Below are 19,663 nucleotides of genomic sequence, written 5' to 3' on the forward strand. Positions count from 1 at the left end.
TTATTTGATAAAAAAATTTGAACTTTAACTTTGCTTTTAATATAGTATAAAACTGGATAAATATTCTTATCAGAAAGACAGGGTTGAGTAAATACTTACATATATTAAAGTCAGCACACTCTATATTTACGGCAAAATATATTAATTAAATATGAGAGGGATTGAAGGAAGCAGTTATAAATTTGCCATCTATTAGTTCTTTTATTTTTTTTGGTATTTTATCATCAATTTTAATAAGAAATTTCCATATATGTTTTTTCCCAATAACAGGAGGAAATGATTCTCCTGAATAAATAATTTTTAAATTATCCTCTTTTATTATCTCTTCAACCATTTTTTTCCTTTTTTCCAAAGGTGTTTTTTTACTTCCTTTAATTTCTATTTTTAATAATTTTGAAAATGGTGGATATCCAATTTGTTTTCTTATTTTTATTTCTTTTTCAAAAAAAATATCTTCATTTCTTTCTTTTATTGCCTTGAAAATTTCAAGTTCAGGGCTCCCTGTTTGTATTATAAGAAAACAGGTATTTTGAGTCACTGAAAGAAATTTATGGACAAGAATAAAAAATTTTTCTTCTGCTGAAAAATCATTTAAATTTAGGTATAAATCAGCATTTGAAAAAATAATAAGTCCAAAATCAAACTTTTTTATAACTTTCTCAATAATCCCTGTCCCAATTAGAATATCAAATTCATCATCAATTATTTTTGACTCCCCTGTGAACTTCTCTATTTTTAAATTTTTATATGTTTGTTTTAAAACATTTGCCATTTTTTCAATTCCATATGATTTAAATGTTATTTTTTTACTACCACATTCAGGGCATTTTTTTTCAAATTCAAAATATGTTTTGCAATATTTACAAAAAAGGGTCTTACCATCATCAGATAAAGTCAATAATGTGGAGCAATTTTTACATGTAAATTTATAATTACATTTTTCACATATTAGAATTTTACTTCCGCCCTTTCTGTTATGAACAATTGCTACTTTTTTCTTTTTTATTATTGTCTCTTCCATAAGAGATACTGCCTCTTTTGTAAGAAAAGTTAAGTTTTTATCCATTAGTCCTTTTCTTAACTTCAAAATATATATTTGAGATGGGTTTTCTTCTTTTCCAAGCACAACTGAACCATATCTGCCATTTTTTATATCTAAATAATTTTCAACAGAAAGACAATTTTCACCAATATATAAAGAAGTGCCTATTTTTTCATTTTCAAATTCAGCAATTTTTAATGTTTCATATTTAGGTGTTTGTCTTTCTAAATATGCCTGATTTGTTGCATCTTCAATTATTATTGAAGAAGGGTCAGAAATTGGAAGAAATATACAAATTCTTGTCCCAATTATAATATTTCTTTCACCATTTGCTATTTCTACCCATTTTTCTCCTTTCTCTTTTCTTTTCATTTCTCCATAATATAAAATACAATTTTTAAATTCAGTATTTAAAAAAGAAAAATATTCTTTTGCTATTTCAACTTCTGGTAAAAGAAATAAAACAGAGCCATCTTTTATGTTTTCTTTTATTAAATTTAAGTAATAATTCTTTTTCTCATCTTCCTTTTTAAAAATAATAATTTTTCTTTTGCCTTTTTCTTTTTTTCCCTTTTTCTCTTTTATATCAAAAGAGGTATGTCTGATGGGTAGTGTCCCTATTATTGAGAATATTGCCTGACCAAGTGAAGAAATAAATGTCTCTGAAATAAAATTTGCTAATTGATAGAGATAAGAATTTATTATAGGACATTTATCATATACTTTTATTACTTTTTTAAGTTCTTGTTTTTCCCCTTTTTTAACACTTACAACAAAACCAACTTTTTTCGTTTTTCCAAAGGGAACAAGAACTCTAACAAAAGGAGCAATTTCTTTATCAATTAGATATTCAAATTTTTTATCAACAGGAATGTCAAAGACAACTTCAATTATATTCATTTATTTTTTCTTTTAGATGTTTTATATATGACGGGTCTGTTCCACAACAACCACCTATAAATTCCACAGGAAAATTTTTACACATAAAAAGGCAATTTTCTACAAATTCTTCTTTATTTTCAGGATATATAACTTCCCCATGTAGAAGTTTAGGAATTCCAGCATTTGGTTTTACCCATAATGATTTTTCTGTTAAAGAATATATTTTTTTAACAATTTCTTTCATTTGCTCTGAACCAACTCCGCAATTTATACCAATTATTTTTACTTCTATATTTCTTGTCCAGCTGATATAATCCTCTATTGTGTTTCCCATAACTGTTCTATATTCTTTCCCAATCTGAAAGGAGAGACAGGGAATAATTGTAATTTGGAAATTTTTCTTTAAAATAGAATAGGCAATTTCAAGTTCAGAAAGGTCTGTAAATGTTTCCAGAACAATTATATCAACTTTCCCTATAAAAAATTTTGCCTGAGATAAAAAAATCTCTTCACACTCTTCTTGTTTTATATTCCCATAAGGGTAAAGTAATTCACCAGTTGGTCCTATATCTCCCGCAACTAAAATATTTTTTTTATTCTTAACTTTTGTGGCAATTTCAATACTCTTTTCATTTATTATTTGATGTTTATCTTCTAATTTTTTTTTACTTAAACGGGCTTTATTTGCCCCAAAAGTATTTGTCAAAATTATTTCTGCACCACTTTCTACATATTCAGTATGTATTTCTTCTACAAGGTCATCTCTTTCAATACAGGCAAGTTCAGGCGTTAGACCCTTATAGCCCTTTTTTGTAAGATATGTCCCTATCGCTCCATCAATTAAAGTAATTTTCTTATTTCCCATTTATAATTATTATTCCATATAACTTGCACATTGTTTTTCATTTTCCCATACAATTACTTTTTCTAATTTTATAGGTAAATTCTTTAATAGTTCCTTCAATTTAGTAAAAATATAGTAAGAAATATTTTCAGAAGTTGGGTTCGTTTTATTAAAAAAGGGAATAGTATTCAGGTTTTTGTGGTCTAATTGTTTTAAAATAAAATCTAATTTTTTTTTCAAGATACCAAAATCAATAAGAAGTCCTGTATTATCAAGAGTTGTCCCACTTACAATAATTTCAACTTTCCAATTATGTCCATGTAAGTGTTCACATTTACCTTTATAATTTTTTAATCTATGAGCAGATGAAAATCCCCCTATTACTTTTATTTTATACATTGGGAACATTATGGAGAGTATATTCTCCACTTTCCGGGAAAATTTTCCTAATGACTTTTTCAGTATAAGGACTTATATCACTAAAAAAAAGTTTTATTTTTCCTGTTTGCTTGTTATCTTTTAGGTTATTACTTTCTAAATATTTTTTAACATTTAATGCAACCTCATATGATGGGTCAACAATATTTACATTTCTCCCAATTGTCTCTTGAATAACCTTTTTCAAGTAAGGATAATGAGTACAGCCCAATATTAAAGTATCAATATTCTTTTTTTTTAACCTTTTTAGATAATATTCTGCTATAAAATATGTACAGGGAGCAGTAAATAACCCTTCTTCTACAAGGGGAACAAATAAAGGGCAGGACATTGAGAAAACGGATATATTTTTATTATGTTTTTTGAGAAGTTTTTCATATTTTCTACTTAATATAGTTGCAGAAGTTCCTATTATACCTACTCTTTTTTTCCCTGTTATTTCAATTGTTTTTTTAATTGCTGAGGAAACAACATCAATTATATTAAGAGAGGAAAATTTTCTTTTTAATAATTGTCCAGCAAGAGATGAAGCAGTATGACAGGCAATAATAATAACCTTTGGGTTAAATTTTAATAAAAAATTTACATCATCTAAGGCAAATTTTTCTATAAGTTTTTTTGATTTTGTTCCATAAGGAACTCTTGCAGTATCTCCAAAATAAATAATGTCCTCATATTTCAAAATATTTTTGACTTTTTTAACAACACTTAATCCTCCTATTCCTGAATCAAATATTCCTATTGGATTTTTTTTCATTATTCAATTATCTTTCTTGATTTAAGATATTCAATTATTGCATTACCAAGTGACTCTGCAATTGCCTGTCTTACCTCTGCATCTTTCAAATTTAATTCAATATTTGGATTACATATAAAACCAATTTCTACAAGAACTGAAACCATCGGAGTGTATTTTAAAACATAGTAATTTCCTTCTTTCGCTCCTCTATCAGGAGTTAAAAGACGTTCTGCAAGTTTTTCCTGGACAAACTCTGCAAGAATTTTACTTTCTTCAATTGTGTTTGTGGTATTTAATTCCAGTAAAATATCTGTCAACATTCCTTCGTTTGTTGCCTCATCCCGTAAAATCCCTTCGTCATTAACTATTTTTGGTAAATTTTCAACTCTTTGTTTTGTTCTTGGATAATATGTCTCAAAACCATTTGCATCAAACCTGTTATATTTTGCTGAGTTTGTATGGACACAAAAAAACATATCTGCATTTAAAGTATTTGCCATTTGTACTCTCTCCTCTAATGTTAAAAAAACATCTTCATCTCTTGTTTGATAGACCTTTACATTAGAAGATTTACCAAAGTATTTGCGGAGATAATCTACCAGCCGTGATGAAACATCTAAATTGACATCTTTTTCTCTGAGACCAAAATTCCCTATTGCACCAGTATCTTTTCCCCCATGTCCAGGGTCAATTAAAATAACATATGTATTCCCTTTTTGGCTTTTTTCTTCCACTTGAATTTTCCTTTGTGGAATTGGATTTTCTTCCTTTGTTTCTGGGACTTGAGAAAAAATAGATGAAAAATTATCCAATGGGACAAGAACCTCTCCTTCAATTTCTTTTATAGGATATTTTAGATTTATTGTCTTATTTCCAAATATTACTTTATCTTCCCCAACCCTGAATTTTATTTCTTCACCCTTATAAATTATAAAAACCCTATCTTCTATTTTTCCCCAGGATTGTGGCTGTATAACATCTATCAGAGAATTTAAAGAAATATATGACTGGTCTTTTATAATATATGTTGGTAGTTTTCTTTCTTTAATAGCATCATTTAAATTTAAAGAAAATAAGTTACAGGTCAATAAAACAAAAAATATTGAAATAATTTTTATCTTTTTCATTTTTATTTATTATTTTAATTTTTTTCCTTTTATAAGTCAATTAAATGTATAAGTTGGGAAATGGTATTTATGCAAATTAACAATTTGTTTTTAAAAATTTTTCAGGGATGCCAAAAACATATGGCTTACCAGAAAATGGGTTTTTGTGAACAATAACTTTTGTTTCATACGCCTCTTCAATTGTTTTGTAGTCAATTACTTCTTCTACTTTCCCTTCTTTTAAAATTTTTCCGTCTTTGAAAAGGAAAATACATTTACTATATTCAGAAGATATATTAAGGTTATGAAGGATTGTAATAATTGTTATTCCTTTTTCATTATATTTTTCAAGAATATCCATTATTTTGAATTCATGCCCAATATCAAGATGAGAAATTGGTTCATCAAGAATAATAACTTCCGTCTTTTGAGCAAAAAGTTGAGCAAGAAATACAAATTGTCTTTCTCCTTCTGAAAGTTCAAAGAGTTTTTTGTTGCTTAATTTTTTTATACCCAATTTTTCAAGAACTTCTTCAACTATTTCATAGTCAGCCACTCTTATTTTCTCAAATTTTGAAAGATGTGGGTATCTACCCATTAAAACAAACTCAAAAACAGTATAAGGAAAATAAACATTGATAGAAGATGGCAAAAAAGAAACATCTTTTGAAAGTTGAGGAAGAGATATTTTTTTTAATTCAGTTCCTTTAAAAAAAACATTACCTTTATAATTTTGAAGTATTTTTGTTAAAATTTTGACAAATGTGGATTTCCCCGAACCATTGGGTCCAATTATACCAACAAAATCTCCCTTTTTTATAGAAACATTTATCCCTTTAATCACCCTGTTTTTCCCATAAGAGAATTCTAAATTCTCCATTTTATAAATTTCCTCTACCATATTTTTTCACCCTTAAAAAGTAAAAAAAGAAAAAACAACCCTCCCCAAAAACCAGTTATTACCCCAACAGGTATTTCAAGTGGTATTATAATAACTCTTGATAATGTATCTGAAAGTATAAGGAAAGTTCCACCTACAAAAATTGATAAAGGAAGAAGATGCTTATGAAGATTGCCAAAAATAATTCTTACAATATGAGGAATTATAAGTCCAACAAACCCAATTATTCCAGATAAACTAACACATAAAGCAGTAATTAAAGAAGCAATGAACAATATCTTCCTTTTCTCTTTTTCAACTTCAACTCCTAAGGTTATACTTTTTTCTTCTCCTATACTTAAAATATCCAATGTTTTATAAAAAACAATAGAGAAAAAAGAAAGAACTAAAATTATAGGAGAAAGAAATTTTATAAGAGGAAAAGGTGTTGACGAAAGGTCTCCTAGAAGATAAACAAATGTTTGTTGAAACTTTTCATTTTTGAAAACAGATAAGAGAAATAAAACAAGAGAAGAAAAAATAAAATTTAAAACAACCCCAAGTAAAATTAAAGATGGATTTGAGAATTTTTTAAAATTACTTGCAAAAAGAACAATTGAAATACTCAAAATACCTCCAATAAATGCACAAAAAGGTATAATCAAAAAGTTATCAAAAATTACTCCTATACAAATACCCAAACATGCGCCACCTGATATTCCTAATGTATAACTTTCTGCCAAAGGGTTTTCTAAAATTGCCTGAAATATAACACCTGAAATAGAAAGCCCTGCACCAACAACAAAAGATGTAATAACTCTCGGCAATCTTATTTTAAAAAGAATTGTTCTGTCAAGTTCTGAAAGAATAGATGGATTGAAAATTGAACTTATTGAAAATGATTCACTGCCAATTAAGACAGAAAAAACAAATGAAAGAATAAACAACAAAAAAACAAACAGAAATTTTATTTTAGTTTTCATTATGGGCTCATTGTAAAATTTTAGTGAATACCATTGGCAAGGCACATAGGTATAAGTTTTTAAAAGTGTAAAATGTAAAACGCAAAGTGTAAAACGACAATGTAAAATTGAAAATGAAATACAAAAAAAGAACGTTTTTAATTTTAAACTTTAAATTGTAATTTTAAACTTTACACTTTTAATTTTAAATTTATACATCTCTAAATCCTCCACAAGACAGACGGCCGCTGAAAAACACACTTTGTGCCTTTTAACTACCTTGCTGAGCATTTATAAATTTATTTATTTTAATACAAACATCAACAATACTTTCAGGTGTTGGACTTGCAATTTTATATTGTTCTATTTCCAATATTTTGTTTTCTTTAACTGCCTTTACACTACTTAATTTTTTAATATATTGGTCAAAATTTTCTCCCATTTCAATATAAATTATAACATCTGGGTTTCTTTTTACTACCTCTTCTATATTTATCTGAATCCATTTTTTTTCAATAGAAGCAAATATATTTTCCCCTCCTGATAACTTAATAATTTCGTTTATAAATGTATTTTTACCTGTTGTTATAAGTGGTTTCCATCCAAGAACAAAAAATACACTTTTTCTTTTTTTACATTTTAAATTTTTAAGTTTCTTTTTTGCTTTTTTAACAATTTCTTCTCCTTTTTCCTTTTTCCCAGTTATTTCTGAAAGTTGTATAAAATTTTTAAAAATGTCATTTATAGAAAAAAGTTCAGAAAGTACTAATGTTTTGATACCCAATTGATTTAATTTTAAAACACTTTCTTGCCTATTTCCTTCTTTTGAAGCAATAACTATATCTGGTTTTAAAAAAACAATTTTCTCAATATTGGGTTGTAACATACTTCCAATAATTTCTTTTCCCTTTTTATATTCTTCTTCGTCCTCTAAAGTCAATCCAATAATATTGTTCCCTTCTCCTAAAAGAATAAGATTTTCAGTTACATAAGGGCATAAAGAAACTATTCTTAAATTTTCTGTTATAGCAAAAAAAGAAAAAAGAAACAAAATTAAAATTATTTTTTTCATTCTAAATCATAAAGTTCTGATTTTAGGTAAGCAATTGAAGAATCATAAGAACTTATATTATATTTATCTTTTATTGCTTCTACATGTCCATCAACAAAGGCAACATTTGCAAATCCATTATGTCTGAAATGGACTGTTGGACCAAAATCATAAGGGTCTTCCTTTATCCTTAAATAATTATTTCCTATAATTTCATTTGTATAAGTTGACCATATTCCACTATCAGCAAGAAGTATTGTCTCTGATGGATTTTTAATTCTGCTTAACTTTGTTGGTGGGTCTGACTGTCCTGTCCAGATAGAATATCCTCCACCTATGTATGTTGAATTATAAGCAAAACCAGTAAATGGTCTATCGTATGATTTTATTATTTTTTTTGCAGTTGGACATTCAAATATTCCTTTAGTTAGGTAACTTCCAATAATCCCTTTTTCATAAGTTGCCCACCAAGTATCTGTTTTAAAATCCCAAGCAATTTCACTTGTGTATGTAATATAATAACTTGGTGGAAAATATTCATCATTATCTTGAACATACATTAAGAACGCAAGAGTAAGTTGTTTTAAATTACTCAGGCATACAGATTGTCTTGACTTTTCTCTTGCTTTTGAAAGTGCAGGAAGAAGCATTGATGATAGTATCGCGATTATCGCTATTACTACAAGCAACTCAATAAGAGTGAACCCGTAAGAAAATTTTTTGTGTCCCATAAAATCCTTCTCTTTTTTGTAGGCAGGAAATAAAAAACCCGCCAATTGTGGCGGGTTGCACCCTTATTCTTCACCCTTTTTATTCTGTCTGCCGCAGAATAAAAATTACCACTTTCAGGGCAGGTCTTCTGACTTGAACTTTTACCTACTCTCTCGTCTTCCCATCCGCCAAAGGCAGACAGTGACTTATGAGATTTCGTCAGTTCTTACAGCGCCGGGAGCGTGTGAGATTTTCACCCACTTCCCTATTAAGCACACTTTGTGCACCCTGAATTTTTTATGTAATTTTAAAACCAGTTATTATCTTTATAATATTGATATTCTTCTATCCAGTCATCTTTCCTATTTTCAATTATTTTTCTAAAATATTCTTTATGACTATTGATTTTTTGTATTTGCTCAGGAAACTCCTTTTTTTCTTTTATTGCATCCACAATGGCCTTTCCTAATTCATTTGCATGTTTTTTTACTTCTTCTGTTATTGGAATTTTTGTAAAAACACCACCAACATACTGTGCCCCACAGGAAATTGAATATTCTTTTATGTAATCACCTATCATATCCTGAGGTCCACCACCAGATGTAGCAACAACTGCTGTATATTTGCCCATAAGCCGATGACAATGGAGAAAATGACTTGACCTATCAAGAAATGTTTTTAAATATCCTGTTATATGATTTAGATATACGGGACTGCCAAAAATAATACCATCATTTTCCAGAATTTTATTAAGTAAAAAAGAAGCATCATCTTTTATAGGACATGCCATTATTTTCTTATGACAATTTTCACAAGCCCTGCAAAATTCAATTCTAAAATTACATAAATCAATATATTCCGTTTCTGCACCTTTTTGTTCTGCACCTGATAAAATATCTTTAAGCAAAATAGATGTATTACTTATTTCTCTACGAGGTGATGCAGAAATACCTAAAATCTTTATTTTTTCATTATTCATATTCTCTATATTACCACCTCATTTTTCATTATCAAGATATAAATCCCGATACCAGATGTTTCTAAACCTCACAGGATTACTATGGTCCTGAAGCATTAAAGGTCCTTTGTTTGGATGTGGTTTGTAAGGCAATATTTGTTTATGTGCAGTTGGACCTAAAATTTCCCGATGATAATGGACAACAATTCCATTATGAAATAATGTAATAATAGCAGGACTTATAAGTTTCTCTCCTTTAAATCTTGGACAGAGCCACACTATATCATATGTCTGCCATTCTCCTGGCTTTCTACAGGCATTTACAAGTGGAGGAAATTGTCCATAAATTGCAGCAGCAGAACCATCGGCATATGTAGGATTGTTATAACTATCTAAAACCTGAATTTCATAAATTCCCATCATAAAAACACCACTATTTCCTCTCCCCTGCCCTTCACCTTCTATCTTTTCAGGAGATGCCCATTCTATATGTAATTGACAATCCCCAAATTCTTCTTTGGTTTTTATATTCCCCGTCTGTGGAACAACTTCCATATAACCATTTTCTACTTTCCATTCTGCCTTTCTACCATCTAAGTGAACCCATCCACAAAGACATTTTCCATCAAAAAGAATTTTTGCATCTGAAGGTGGAATACCTGCCTTTTCCTGAGTACCTGGTGTTCCTGGGGCCACCACTGGTGGATATGGTCTATTCCTATCGTGGACTTTATACTTTGAACCAGGAATTAAAGGCGTATCATCATAACCAGGCCTTTCTTTTTCCATTTTTTTCTCCTCCCCCTTTTTTTATTTTATTTTTTCATCGGATATAAAGGCAGTTCTTTTACAAACAGGACATATAATTTTCATTATATCTGTTCTTTGTATTGGTAGAATAACTTTTTCTTGTTCTTCTGTCTTTATATTCAAATTTTTTATAATGTTTGTCACAAGTACAGCGTTTGAATAAGATAGATTCCCTAACTTTTTATATATCCATATAATATGTTTCTCTGTCCCTATTATACTACCACAACTTTTACATATTACAAGAGGATATTCAACTTTATTTTCAACTTCTTCAGGTTCTTTAAAATATGAAACATCAAATTTATTTGTAAGTTTTATCCCTTTTGTCGTTATACAATTTCTTTCGCATTCTCCACAGAAAAGACATTTATCAGGATGGTGAATAAGAACTCTTTTTTCTTCACCAATATCATCAATTACTTCAATTGCTTTTGAAGGACATACATTTGCACATGCACCACAACCAACACACTCATCTAAATTAAATTCAGGTCTACCTCTAAATCTTTTCGGTGGAATATGTGGCTCATAAGGAAATTTTGTTGTGTATGGCGGTGTAAATAAACTTATTATTCCTTCTTTCAATTCTCTTAATTTTGGTTTTTTCATTTTTCCCACCTATTTAAGTTTTGTTTTTATCATTTGTTGGAAAAGAAATTTCAAATACCTTAAATACCTTTTTTAACCAGGGAACTATTTTTTTTAAGAAAATATTATAAATATCAAGGTATCCTTTATCTTCCCAATTGTAAATTGTTTTTAAAACAGGTAATTCTCTTAAAGTCAAATAAAATTGAGACCCATCAAAAGATGCAATTTCTCTTTCAAGTTTTTCTCCACCTGTAAATATTTCTTTTTTACTCATTTTCCCAATTATTTTTTTATAAAAAATGAAAATTACAAAAAATACCAGGACTAAAAGGATACCGTAGAAATTCACAATATTGATAAGAGATATATTTACTTCTGGGGCAAAAACAATTTTTGAAAAAACATTATTCATAAAGAAATCAGGAAAAACCCCTAAAATGAAACAAAGAACAGATAAAACTCCCATTGGGATAGAAAAGAAAGGTGAAATTCTACTTTCTTTCTGTATATTTTCTCTTTTTCTTACTCCCAGGAATGTATCATTTAAAACTTTTAAACAGGCAGCCAGAGTTAAACAACTTCCCAATATTGCAATTAAAAACGCAACCGTTGTAAGAACTGTTCCTTTTTCAAGTAATGCTTGATAAATAATCCATTTTGAAATAAATCCATTAAAAGGAGGTATCCCTGAAATTGAAAGAGAAGCAATAAAAAATGCAAAAAATGTAAATGGCATTTTTTCTCCAAGTCCACCATAATCAGATAAATTTCGAGAACCAACTTTTTTTATTATTACCCCTGCTGCAAGAAACAATAGTCCTTTAAATAAAGCATGATTTAATGTATGATACAATGCACCTAATAGTCCTAAATTTGTTCCACATGCAATTCCAAGGAATATATAACCAATTTGTCCTATACTGCTAAATGCAAGTAATCTTTTTATATCATTTTGAATTATTGCAAGTAAACAACCAGTAAGTACTGTTAAACAACCAATTATTATCATAATTGTTTGCCATCCAATAGACCATGAAGGAGAGAAAATTTCAAAATAAAATAGTATTAAGGCATAAATTCCTATTTTTATCATAATTCCTGAAAGTAAAGCAGATATTGGAGTTGGAGCAGCAGGATGAGCATCGGCAAGCCAACTATGTAAAGGGAAAAGACCTGCTTTTATTCCAGCACCAATTATAATTGAAAAGAAAAGGAGATGTTTCCAGAAAATACTTTGTCCAGCAATTCCTGATAAATAACCAAGTATTCCAAAAAGGAGAAATATACTTCCTGCTCCTGTCATAATAAGATATTTTATAGAGGCACTTTTTGCTTCTTTTGTATTCTCATAAAGAATAAGAAAAAAACTTGAAAAAGTCATAAATTCCCAGAAAGAATAAAATAAAATTAAATTTGGCGACAGAGTAGTTCCTAACATTGAACCAATAAAGAAAAATAAAAGACAATCATAAACAAAAGTTGATTGCCAATTATATTTCTGACTATAAATTATTACTAATAGACCAAGAAAAGAAATAAGAATAGCAAAAAAACTGCTTATTCCTCCAAGTAATAAAAACCATGTGCAATTACAAACTATATATATTGTAGATAACAAAACAACCAATCCACCTAAAATAGAAATCCAGCATCTCTTTTTTCTACTTAACTTATAAAATAAAATATGAATAAGTGAAATTATAAAACATATTGCAGTTGGCAATAAAATTAAAGTTTCTTTATTCAAATAATTCCTCCCCTGTTAATAAAGTTAAAATAATACCGCCTAATAATGACAAAATACATAAGAAAAGCACACAAAACATCATGAACTTATATTTTCTTTCATTGTTTTCTGTAATTATGTCTGTCTGTTCAGTTGTTCTTATAAAAATATATTTAAATAACCTTAAAATATAAAAAAGAGTAAGTGCCAGAGTTATAATTGAAAAGAAAGCAAAATAAATATTTCCTGACTTTAACATTCCATAAATGATATTCAATTTACCAGATGAACCAAGAAAAGGTGGAATACCAATTATTGAAAGTGATGAAAACAAAAAGGCAGTAAATGTGACCGGCATTTTTTTTGCACTTACAGAAATTTTTGTAATATCATTTGTTTTAAATACCTTTTCTAAAATTCCTGCACACATAAACAAACACCCTTTACCAAGAACATTTGCTACATAAAAAACCATAATACCTTTAAATGCAATTTCATTAAAAGAAAGAAGTCCACAAATCATAAATCCAATCTGGCTTATAGTTGAATATGTAAGAATTTTTTTTATATCTATTTCTATAAAAGATAATACTCCACAAAGTACACTGCTGAATAAAGCAATATATCCAATCCATGAAACACTGGACGTTATAAAAAGTGTCTTTATAAATAATTTTGCAATCCCATAAAGAGATATGTTAACCAATATAGTGTTAAAGAAAGATACCACAGGAGTTGGTGCAATTGTTGTTGAAGGGATGTAGTAATGAAATGGAAAAGTTGCTGATTTTATCATTATTCCAATAAAAAAGAGGTAAAAAACATAAGGAGGAATACAACTCCCTTTCATTTCTAGTAAACTTAATGAGTTTGTATTTATATAAATTAAAATAAAAGAGAATAATATTATTATTGCTGAACAAACTTTTGTAACTAGATATATATTGTTTTTGCTGGAATTTTCATTTTCTCCTTTATAAAATGCAATTAATTTATAAAAACAAAATTCTGCTAATTCCCAGAATATAAAAAGTAAAAATAAATTGTCAGAAAATACCACACCTGTTAGACATCCAATTAAAATTAAACTCCAGAAAGAAAAATTATTTTTAAACTCTTCATTTTCATCTGAAAAATAATCAATAGAATAAAGAAAAATAAAAATTCCAATTATAACAGAAGTTATTGCAAAAATATAACTTAAAAAATCGCATGAAAATTTAATACCATATAAAAAATAAACAGTTGTCCCAGTTTTGGAAATTAGTAAAAGAGAAATAAATTGTAATAAAGTAAAGAAAGTAGCAACAATTATTGGTTTTCTCTTTAAAAATGTTTTTATACAAAAAGCGCCTAAAAATGGTAATACCAATGCCAGAATTATATTATTCATTTTCTCTTAATTTTTTTGTTTTTTCTATTGATAACTTAACAAGGTCTTGAAAATCATAAAGTTTTTTATTCCTTTTTTCAATATCATAAACAGCAACCCTTTCTGTGCAACAATAACAGGGGTCAACTCCTGCAAGAATTATACAAACATCTGAAATTGTCTGGTTAATACAACTTGTTTTAAATGTTGGAATATTTGTATAACTCGGTGCTCTTATTTTATGTCTTACAGGGCTATTACTTCCATCACTTCTTATATAATGAAAACACTCTCCTCTTGGTGCTTCATGATGTCCTATTCCTTCTCCTTCTGGTATTTCTCTTACTTCCTTACATATTTCCCCTTTTTTCCCTTTTATTGCTTCTAACGATTGTTCAATTATTTTTATACTTTCAAAACATTCACCTAACCGAACGACTGCTTTATCAAAAACATCTCCATTTTCACATGTTATAACTTTCCATTCAACTAAATTATAACCAGCATAGGGGTCATCTTTTCTTACATCTATATCAATTCCAGACGCTCTTGCAATAGGTCCTACTGCTCCATAGTTTTTTATATCCTCTTTTGTTAAAACTCCCACTCCTTTAAGTCGTGCTGCTAAAACTGGGTCATCTAAAACTGCCTTTGTTAACATTCCAACTTTCTTTTTTGTCTTATCAAGTGTTTTTTTCAATAAAGGTATATCCTCATCTTCAATATCTCTTCTTACCCCCCCTATTTTAAGCATTGCATAATGATTTCTATTACCTGTTATTGTTTCAAACATATCAAGGATTGGTTCTCTATATTTCCACGCCCACATAAAAACAGTATTATAACCAAGAAAATGTCCCGCAAGTCCAAGCCATAAAAGATGACTGTGAAGTCGTTCTAGTTCTCCAATTATATTTCTTATATATTTTGCCCTTTCAGGAATATCTATTTCCAGTAAATTTTCAACTGCATTACAAAAAGCAATTGGATGGGATGTTGAACAAATACCACATATTCTTTCAACAAGAAAAGTTACCTGGTCCCAATGTTTACTTTCAGAAAGTTTTTCAATTGCTCTGTGATTATAACCAGCAACCCATTCAACATCAACAACTTTTTCACCTTCACAATATAAATTAAAATATTCTGGTTCCTCTAAAAGAGGATGATACGGACCAATTGGAACAACAACTTTTTTTCTATTATTTTTTTCCATCTGTTTTTACCTCTTTCCTTAAGGGATAATTACCTTCTTCCCAATCATCTCTTAAAAGAAAATGTTTTAAGTCAGGGTGTCCAATAAAATTTATTCCAAGAAGTTCCCATATTTCTCTTTCAATATAAGAAATACCAGGAATTAAACAAGTTAAACTTTCAATCTCTGGCCTTTTTTTATCATCAATAAATGTTTTTAAAGAAACAATAACACCACCTTTTTTATCAAAAGAAAAATGATATAAAAGTTCAAAGTTATCAAAATTATCAATACCAGTTACAATAATATACCTACCTTCCATATATTTAAACATAATTTCTGTTGCTTTTTTAATATCTTTTTTATCAATTGTTATATATATTCTTTTTTCATTAACTACCTTTATTTCCTTGATTAAATTGCCTAACTTTTCTTTTAATATATCTTTCATTTTAATTTCTCCAGAAATTTAACTATTGCTGATATCATTGCCTCTGGCTTTGGTGGACACCCTGGTATATAAATATCAACAGGAATAACATTATTATAAGGACCTGCCATTTGATAGCCATCTCTGAAAACTCCACCTGAACAAGCACATGCACCAATTGCCACTACAACACATGGCTTTGCTGCCTGTTCATAAATTCCTTTTACTCTTTCAAAACATTTTTTATTTATAATCCCTGTGCATAAAAGAACATCTGCATGTCTTGGAGAACCAACCAATACCATACCAAATCTTTCAATATCAAACCTTGGAGTAAGAAGGTCAAGAATTTCAATATCACAGTTATTACATGACCCTCCACTTACATGATATACCCACAAACTTTTCTTCAATGCTTTTAATTTTATGTTCATATTACCATCCTAAAAAAGATAAAATTATTCCAATAATTCCCAAAAAAGTGAGATGTCCCCAAAAAAATCTCATTGCCTGGTCTATTCTTAATCTTGGATTTGTATTTTTTATAAGAACAATCAAAAAGACAATTAAAATATATTTTAATAGAGATATTATAATAGCAATAGGCGAAGAGTAAGAGAAACCACCAAGAAAAAGAGTCATAATAAAAACAGGTCCAACAATAAGTAAAACATATTTTGTAAGTTTAAAAAGTCCTAATAAAATTCCAGAATATTCCATAAAAACGCCCGAACTTATTTCTGTTTCTGCTTCTGCTGTATCAAAAGGAACAATTCCAATTTTACCTGTTATAACAAAAAGAGAAATTAAAAAACCAATAAATCCAGATAATGAACCAATAAAAATATGGGTCTGTTGTTGAACATTTAAAATTGTTAAAAGTGAAGTAGTTCCACCTGCTTTGATAGCAGAAATTATAATTGCACATATAAATGGTAACTCATAGCCCAAAAGAAGTTTTAATTCTCTGCTTAAACCAACTGCTGATAAAACATTTCCAGATGCACTTGCTCCTAAAATTATTGCAAGAGATGGAATTGTTAAAAAATAAACAAAAAGAATAATGTCCCCCGGCAATGTAAAAATCCCTTTCTGAACAAGAATAGCCATAACTCCACAAATAATTACTGATATAAAAGATATAATTGGAGATAAAATAAAAATAGGAGTATTTGCTCCTTCTGGAATAATTACTTCTTTTCCCATTAATTTAACAAAATCAGCAAAATTCTGATACCATGGGGGACCTACTCTAAACTGGATTCTTGCAGTAAGTTTTCTTTCAATCCAATTTGCAATGCATCCACCAATTGAAAGAAAAATACCCCCTAAAATAAAATACCATAAATAATAAGTAAATGTCATTTTTCTATTCCCTGTAATGAAAGATAATTATAAACATTAACAATAAGTATTTTCCCTACTTCAAAAGTAATCTTTGTTTTCTCAATATCTTTTTCATCAACAAACTTAATTGCTCCACAATTACAACTTTCTACACAAACAGGAATTTCGTTTTCTTTTAATCTATTTATACAAAAATCACATTTTGAAGTTAAGTAACTTACAATATCAGGCACAATTGTCCCAAATGGACAGGCAATTAAACAACTTTTACAGGAAACACAAAGGATATTACTTCTTTTAACAACTCCATTTTCTCTTTTTAGTGCCTGGTTAGGACATGCATTTACACAGGGATAATCCTCGCATTTTCTACATGCAAGAAGAAACGCAATTTGTTCTTTTAAGTTAATAATTCCATTATTTTCAGGATGTAATATATAACTACATTTTAACTGACATTTACAAATAAGAAGTTTATCATAATCAATAAATAATTTTTTCATCTCACACCCATATATTTGGTTTATTCTTTATCTGGTCATAAGTAAAAACAGGACCATCTTTACATACATAAAGGTCACCAATTAAACAGTGTCTACAATGTCCAACTCCACAATACATTTTTCTTTCCATAGAAAGATAGATATTACTATCAGAAAAATTTATCTGTAATAATTTCAAAGTTGCAAATTTCATCATAATTGGTGGACCACAAACAACAGCAACAGAATTTTTAATATCCATATCAAGAGCATCAAGGGTAACAGTTACAACCCCTTCCATATATTTCCATGTTTCGTCTTTTTTATCAACAGTTATTCTAAATGATAAGGGAATTTTTTCACAAAGTTTTTGCCAATCACCAAATAATTTGTCTTTATATATATAATCAGAAGGACTTTTTGCTCCACAGCAGAAAACAATTTTTTTATAATTCTGATATGTATGAACAAGTGCTAAAAACAATGCTCTCACAGGCGCAAGTCCAACTCCTCCTCCAACAAGCAAGACCTCTTTTCCTTTAAATTTTTCTAATGGATATGGTTTCCCATAAGGTCCTCTTACCCCAACTATATCTCCTTTTTTTAATTGATGTATTTTTTCTGTCACTCTCCCTGTTTTCATTACTGTAAATTCAAGTTTTTCTGTATCAAAAGGAGAAGAAGAAGGAGTAAATGGTGCTTCTCCAACTCCTGGAATAGTTAAAGAAGCAAATTGTCCAGCAAGAAAATTAAATTGTTTCTCTGGCTTTAAAACAATTGTCTTAATTGTTGGAGATTCTTCAATTACATCAATTACTTCACATTTTATTGGTTTATAAATGTTTTCTGTCATTTAACTACCTCTTTCACCAGTTCACTTATAACTCTTCTTTTATCAATTTTCCCAATACATCCACTTATACATCTTCCACAACCAGTACACCCTAAAATATTAAAATTTGAGACCATATAGTCATATTTGCATAAAAGACGATTTGCATACCTACTATGTAAATTAGGTCTTGGAGTTGCACCAGAAGCCATTCTTGCATATCCAGGGAAAAGACAACTATCCCAGAATTTGATTTTTTCAAAGTTCTCTTTTTCACTTGTATCTTCAAGAAAAAAACATACACAACTTGGACAGTTAAAATTACAACTTCCACAGGAAACACAATTTTTTATATCATTAATTTTTTCCCATTTTTCAGTTTCATATACCCCTTTAATTTTTTCCTGAAAATTATTAAGATTAAATACCTCATTTATTTCTTTTATTCTCTTTACTGTTTTTTCTCTCAGAACATTTCTATTGTCAATTTGCTGCACGGTTGCATTAAAAAACCTATTATCTTTTCCAATAAATTCATTACCTTTTTCAGTTGCAATTTCAACAATAAAACCATCTGTTGTCATTGAAAAATTAATATCAAAATTTTTTTCAGGATATGGATTGGTCCCAACAATTTCACAAAAACAGGTATCTGATGGTTGATAACAGTCAGTACTAATTATAAGCAAATTTTCTCTTCTTCTTTTGTAATTTGGGTCCTTATATTCACCATTAGCAAAAACATTATCAAGAATTTCAAGTCCTTTTAAATCACAGGAAGCAATTCCTATTAAAATAATTTCATCAAAGTTTTCTATCTCATTAACAATTTTTTCAACAATAGGAAGTAAGAAAATTTTAAGTGGTTCAACTGTTCTGAATTTGTTATAGACAATATTTTCAACATTGTTTTCATCAATAAGATTTAAAAATAAATTCTGATTTTCTTCAATTGGAGCATAAACTTTTTTTTCTTTAATTTTTCCTTTTAAAAAATTTTCACAGTCCTGTTTTGTGATAAATAATGTTTCCACTTGTTCCTCTTTTCACAAAGTTATATAAAAAAATAAACAAACTTTTTAAATTAAAACATAATAAAATTTTTTGTCAAGCATTTTTTATTATACCAATAATTTTTAATTAAGCAACAAAACAATTCTAACTCTAAAATTCTGACATAAGGAAATTTTTTATTTAATATTCAAAAAATCTATTCCCTCTTTCATTTTTTAAAATTAAGGAAAAAGAGGTAAAATATATAA

General features: G+C 28.5%; 21 protein-coding genes and 1 riboswitch. All 21 genes read right to left on the minus strand.

Annotation, left to right across the window (positions count from 1 at the left end; all coding sequences use genetic code 11):
* Positions 1–145: 145 nt before the first annotated feature.
* Positions 146–1,942: a primosomal protein N' gene (priA, locus tag PLW95_05375; GenBank protein HOV22093.1), complete on the minus strand. Its 1,797-nt coding sequence runs from the start codon at positions 1,940–1,942 to the stop codon at positions 146–148.
* On the minus strand, positions 1,929–2,789 hold the full coding sequence (locus PLW95_05380) for a homocysteine S-methyltransferase family protein (protein HOV22094.1): 861 nt from the start codon (positions 2,787–2,789) through the stop codon (positions 1,929–1,931). Before PLW95_05380 ends, priA begins: the two co-directional genes overlap by 14 nt.
* A 9-nt stretch (positions 2,790–2,798) precedes the next feature.
* A complete protein-coding gene (queD, locus tag PLW95_05385) occupies positions 2,799–3,167 on the minus strand; it encodes a 6-carboxytetrahydropterin synthase QueD (GenBank protein HOV22095.1) in 369 nt (122 codons plus the stop codon).
* Positions 3,160–3,963, minus strand: a complete 804-nt coding sequence (gene murI / locus PLW95_05390; GenBank protein ID HOV22096.1) for a glutamate racemase — start codon at positions 3,961–3,963, stop codon at positions 3,160–3,162. Before murI ends, queD begins: the two co-directional genes overlap by 8 nt.
* Positions 3,963–5,072 (minus strand): N-acetylmuramoyl-L-alanine amidase, encoded by a 1,110-nt coding sequence (locus tag PLW95_05395; GenBank protein HOV22097.1) that lies wholly within the window; start codon positions 5,070–5,072, stop codon positions 3,963–3,965. Before PLW95_05395 ends, murI begins: the two co-directional genes overlap by 1 nt.
* Before the next feature lie 76 nt (positions 5,073–5,148).
* Positions 5,149–5,952 (minus strand): ABC transporter ATP-binding protein, encoded by an 804-nt coding sequence (locus tag PLW95_05400; protein ID HOV22098.1) that lies wholly within the window; start codon positions 5,950–5,952, stop codon positions 5,149–5,151.
* Positions 5,946–6,914, minus strand: a complete 969-nt coding sequence (locus tag PLW95_05405; GenBank protein ID HOV22099.1) for an iron ABC transporter permease — start codon at positions 6,912–6,914, stop codon at positions 5,946–5,948. The genes PLW95_05400 and PLW95_05405 overlap by 7 nt, the downstream gene beginning before the upstream one ends.
* 250 nt (positions 6,915–7,164) lie before the next feature.
* Positions 7,165–7,965, minus strand: a complete 801-nt coding sequence (locus PLW95_05410) for a helical backbone metal receptor (protein HOV22100.1) — start codon at positions 7,963–7,965, stop codon at positions 7,165–7,167.
* Entirely contained in the window at positions 7,962–8,675 is a 714-nt protein-coding gene (locus PLW95_05415; GenBank protein ID HOV22101.1) for a prepilin-type N-terminal cleavage/methylation domain-containing protein, read from the minus strand. The genes PLW95_05410 and PLW95_05415 overlap by 4 nt, the downstream gene beginning before the upstream one ends.
* Before the next feature lie 100 nt (positions 8,676–8,775).
* A riboswitch (cobalamin riboswitch) is annotated at positions 8,776–8,961 on the minus strand.
* 1 nt (position 8,962) lies between these two features.
* Positions 8,963–9,634, minus strand: a complete 672-nt coding sequence (locus tag PLW95_05420) for a flavodoxin family protein (GenBank protein HOV22102.1) — start codon at positions 9,632–9,634, stop codon at positions 8,963–8,965.
* Between the two features lie 18 nt (positions 9,635–9,652).
* Entirely contained in the window at positions 9,653–10,402 is a 750-nt protein-coding gene (locus PLW95_05425; GenBank protein HOV22103.1) for a DUF1080 domain-containing protein, read from the minus strand.
* Positions 10,403–10,423: 21 nt separating this feature from the next.
* Positions 10,424–11,035: a 4Fe-4S dicluster domain-containing protein gene (locus PLW95_05430; GenBank protein ID HOV22104.1), complete on the minus strand. Its 612-nt coding sequence runs from the start codon at positions 11,033–11,035 to the stop codon at positions 10,424–10,426.
* Between the two features lie 13 nt (positions 11,036–11,048).
* Positions 11,049–12,764 (minus strand): proton-conducting transporter membrane subunit, encoded by a 1,716-nt coding sequence (locus tag PLW95_05435; GenBank protein HOV22105.1) that lies wholly within the window; start codon positions 12,762–12,764, stop codon positions 11,049–11,051.
* Positions 12,757–14,136, minus strand: coding sequence for a proton-conducting transporter membrane subunit (locus tag PLW95_05440; protein HOV22106.1), 1,380 nt, complete (start codon positions 14,134–14,136; stop codon positions 12,757–12,759). Before PLW95_05440 ends, PLW95_05435 begins: the two co-directional genes overlap by 8 nt.
* A complete protein-coding gene (locus tag PLW95_05445) occupies positions 14,129–15,331 on the minus strand; it encodes a nickel-dependent hydrogenase large subunit (GenBank protein ID HOV22107.1) in 1,203 nt (400 codons plus the stop codon). Before PLW95_05445 ends, PLW95_05440 begins: the two co-directional genes overlap by 8 nt.
* Positions 15,318–15,761 (minus strand): NADH-quinone oxidoreductase subunit C, encoded by a 444-nt coding sequence (locus PLW95_05450; GenBank protein ID HOV22108.1) that lies wholly within the window; start codon positions 15,759–15,761, stop codon positions 15,318–15,320. Before PLW95_05450 ends, PLW95_05445 begins: the two co-directional genes overlap by 14 nt.
* Positions 15,758–16,174: an NADH-quinone oxidoreductase subunit NuoB gene (gene nuoB / locus PLW95_05455; GenBank protein HOV22109.1), complete on the minus strand. Its 417-nt coding sequence runs from the start codon at positions 16,172–16,174 to the stop codon at positions 15,758–15,760. The genes PLW95_05450 and nuoB overlap by 4 nt, the downstream gene beginning before the upstream one ends.
* Position 16,175: 1 nt before the next feature.
* Entirely contained in the window at positions 16,176–17,105 is a 930-nt protein-coding gene (locus PLW95_05460) for an NADH-quinone oxidoreductase subunit H (GenBank protein ID HOV22110.1), read from the minus strand.
* The gene (locus PLW95_05465) at positions 17,102–17,590 is read right to left on the minus strand and encodes a 4Fe-4S ferredoxin (GenBank protein HOV22111.1); all 489 of its coding nucleotides are present in this window, start codon (positions 17,588–17,590) and stop codon (positions 17,102–17,104) included. Before PLW95_05465 ends, PLW95_05460 begins: the two co-directional genes overlap by 4 nt.
* Position 17,591: 1 nt before the next feature.
* Positions 17,592–18,422, minus strand: a complete 831-nt coding sequence (locus tag PLW95_05470) for an FAD/NAD(P)-binding protein (protein HOV22112.1) — start codon at positions 18,420–18,422, stop codon at positions 17,592–17,594.
* Positions 18,419–19,435 carry a 4Fe-4S dicluster domain-containing protein gene (locus PLW95_05475; GenBank protein HOV22113.1) on the minus strand — a complete coding sequence of 339 codons (1,017 nt, stop codon included), beginning with the start codon at positions 19,433–19,435 and terminating at the stop codon, positions 18,419–18,421. The genes PLW95_05470 and PLW95_05475 overlap by 4 nt, the downstream gene beginning before the upstream one ends.
* Positions 19,436–19,663: the final 228 nt, after the last annotated feature.

It is taken from the genome of bacterium, assembly GCA_035370465.1.
Lineage (GTDB): Bacteria > Ratteibacteria > UBA8468 > B48-G9 > JAFGKM01 > JAGGVW01.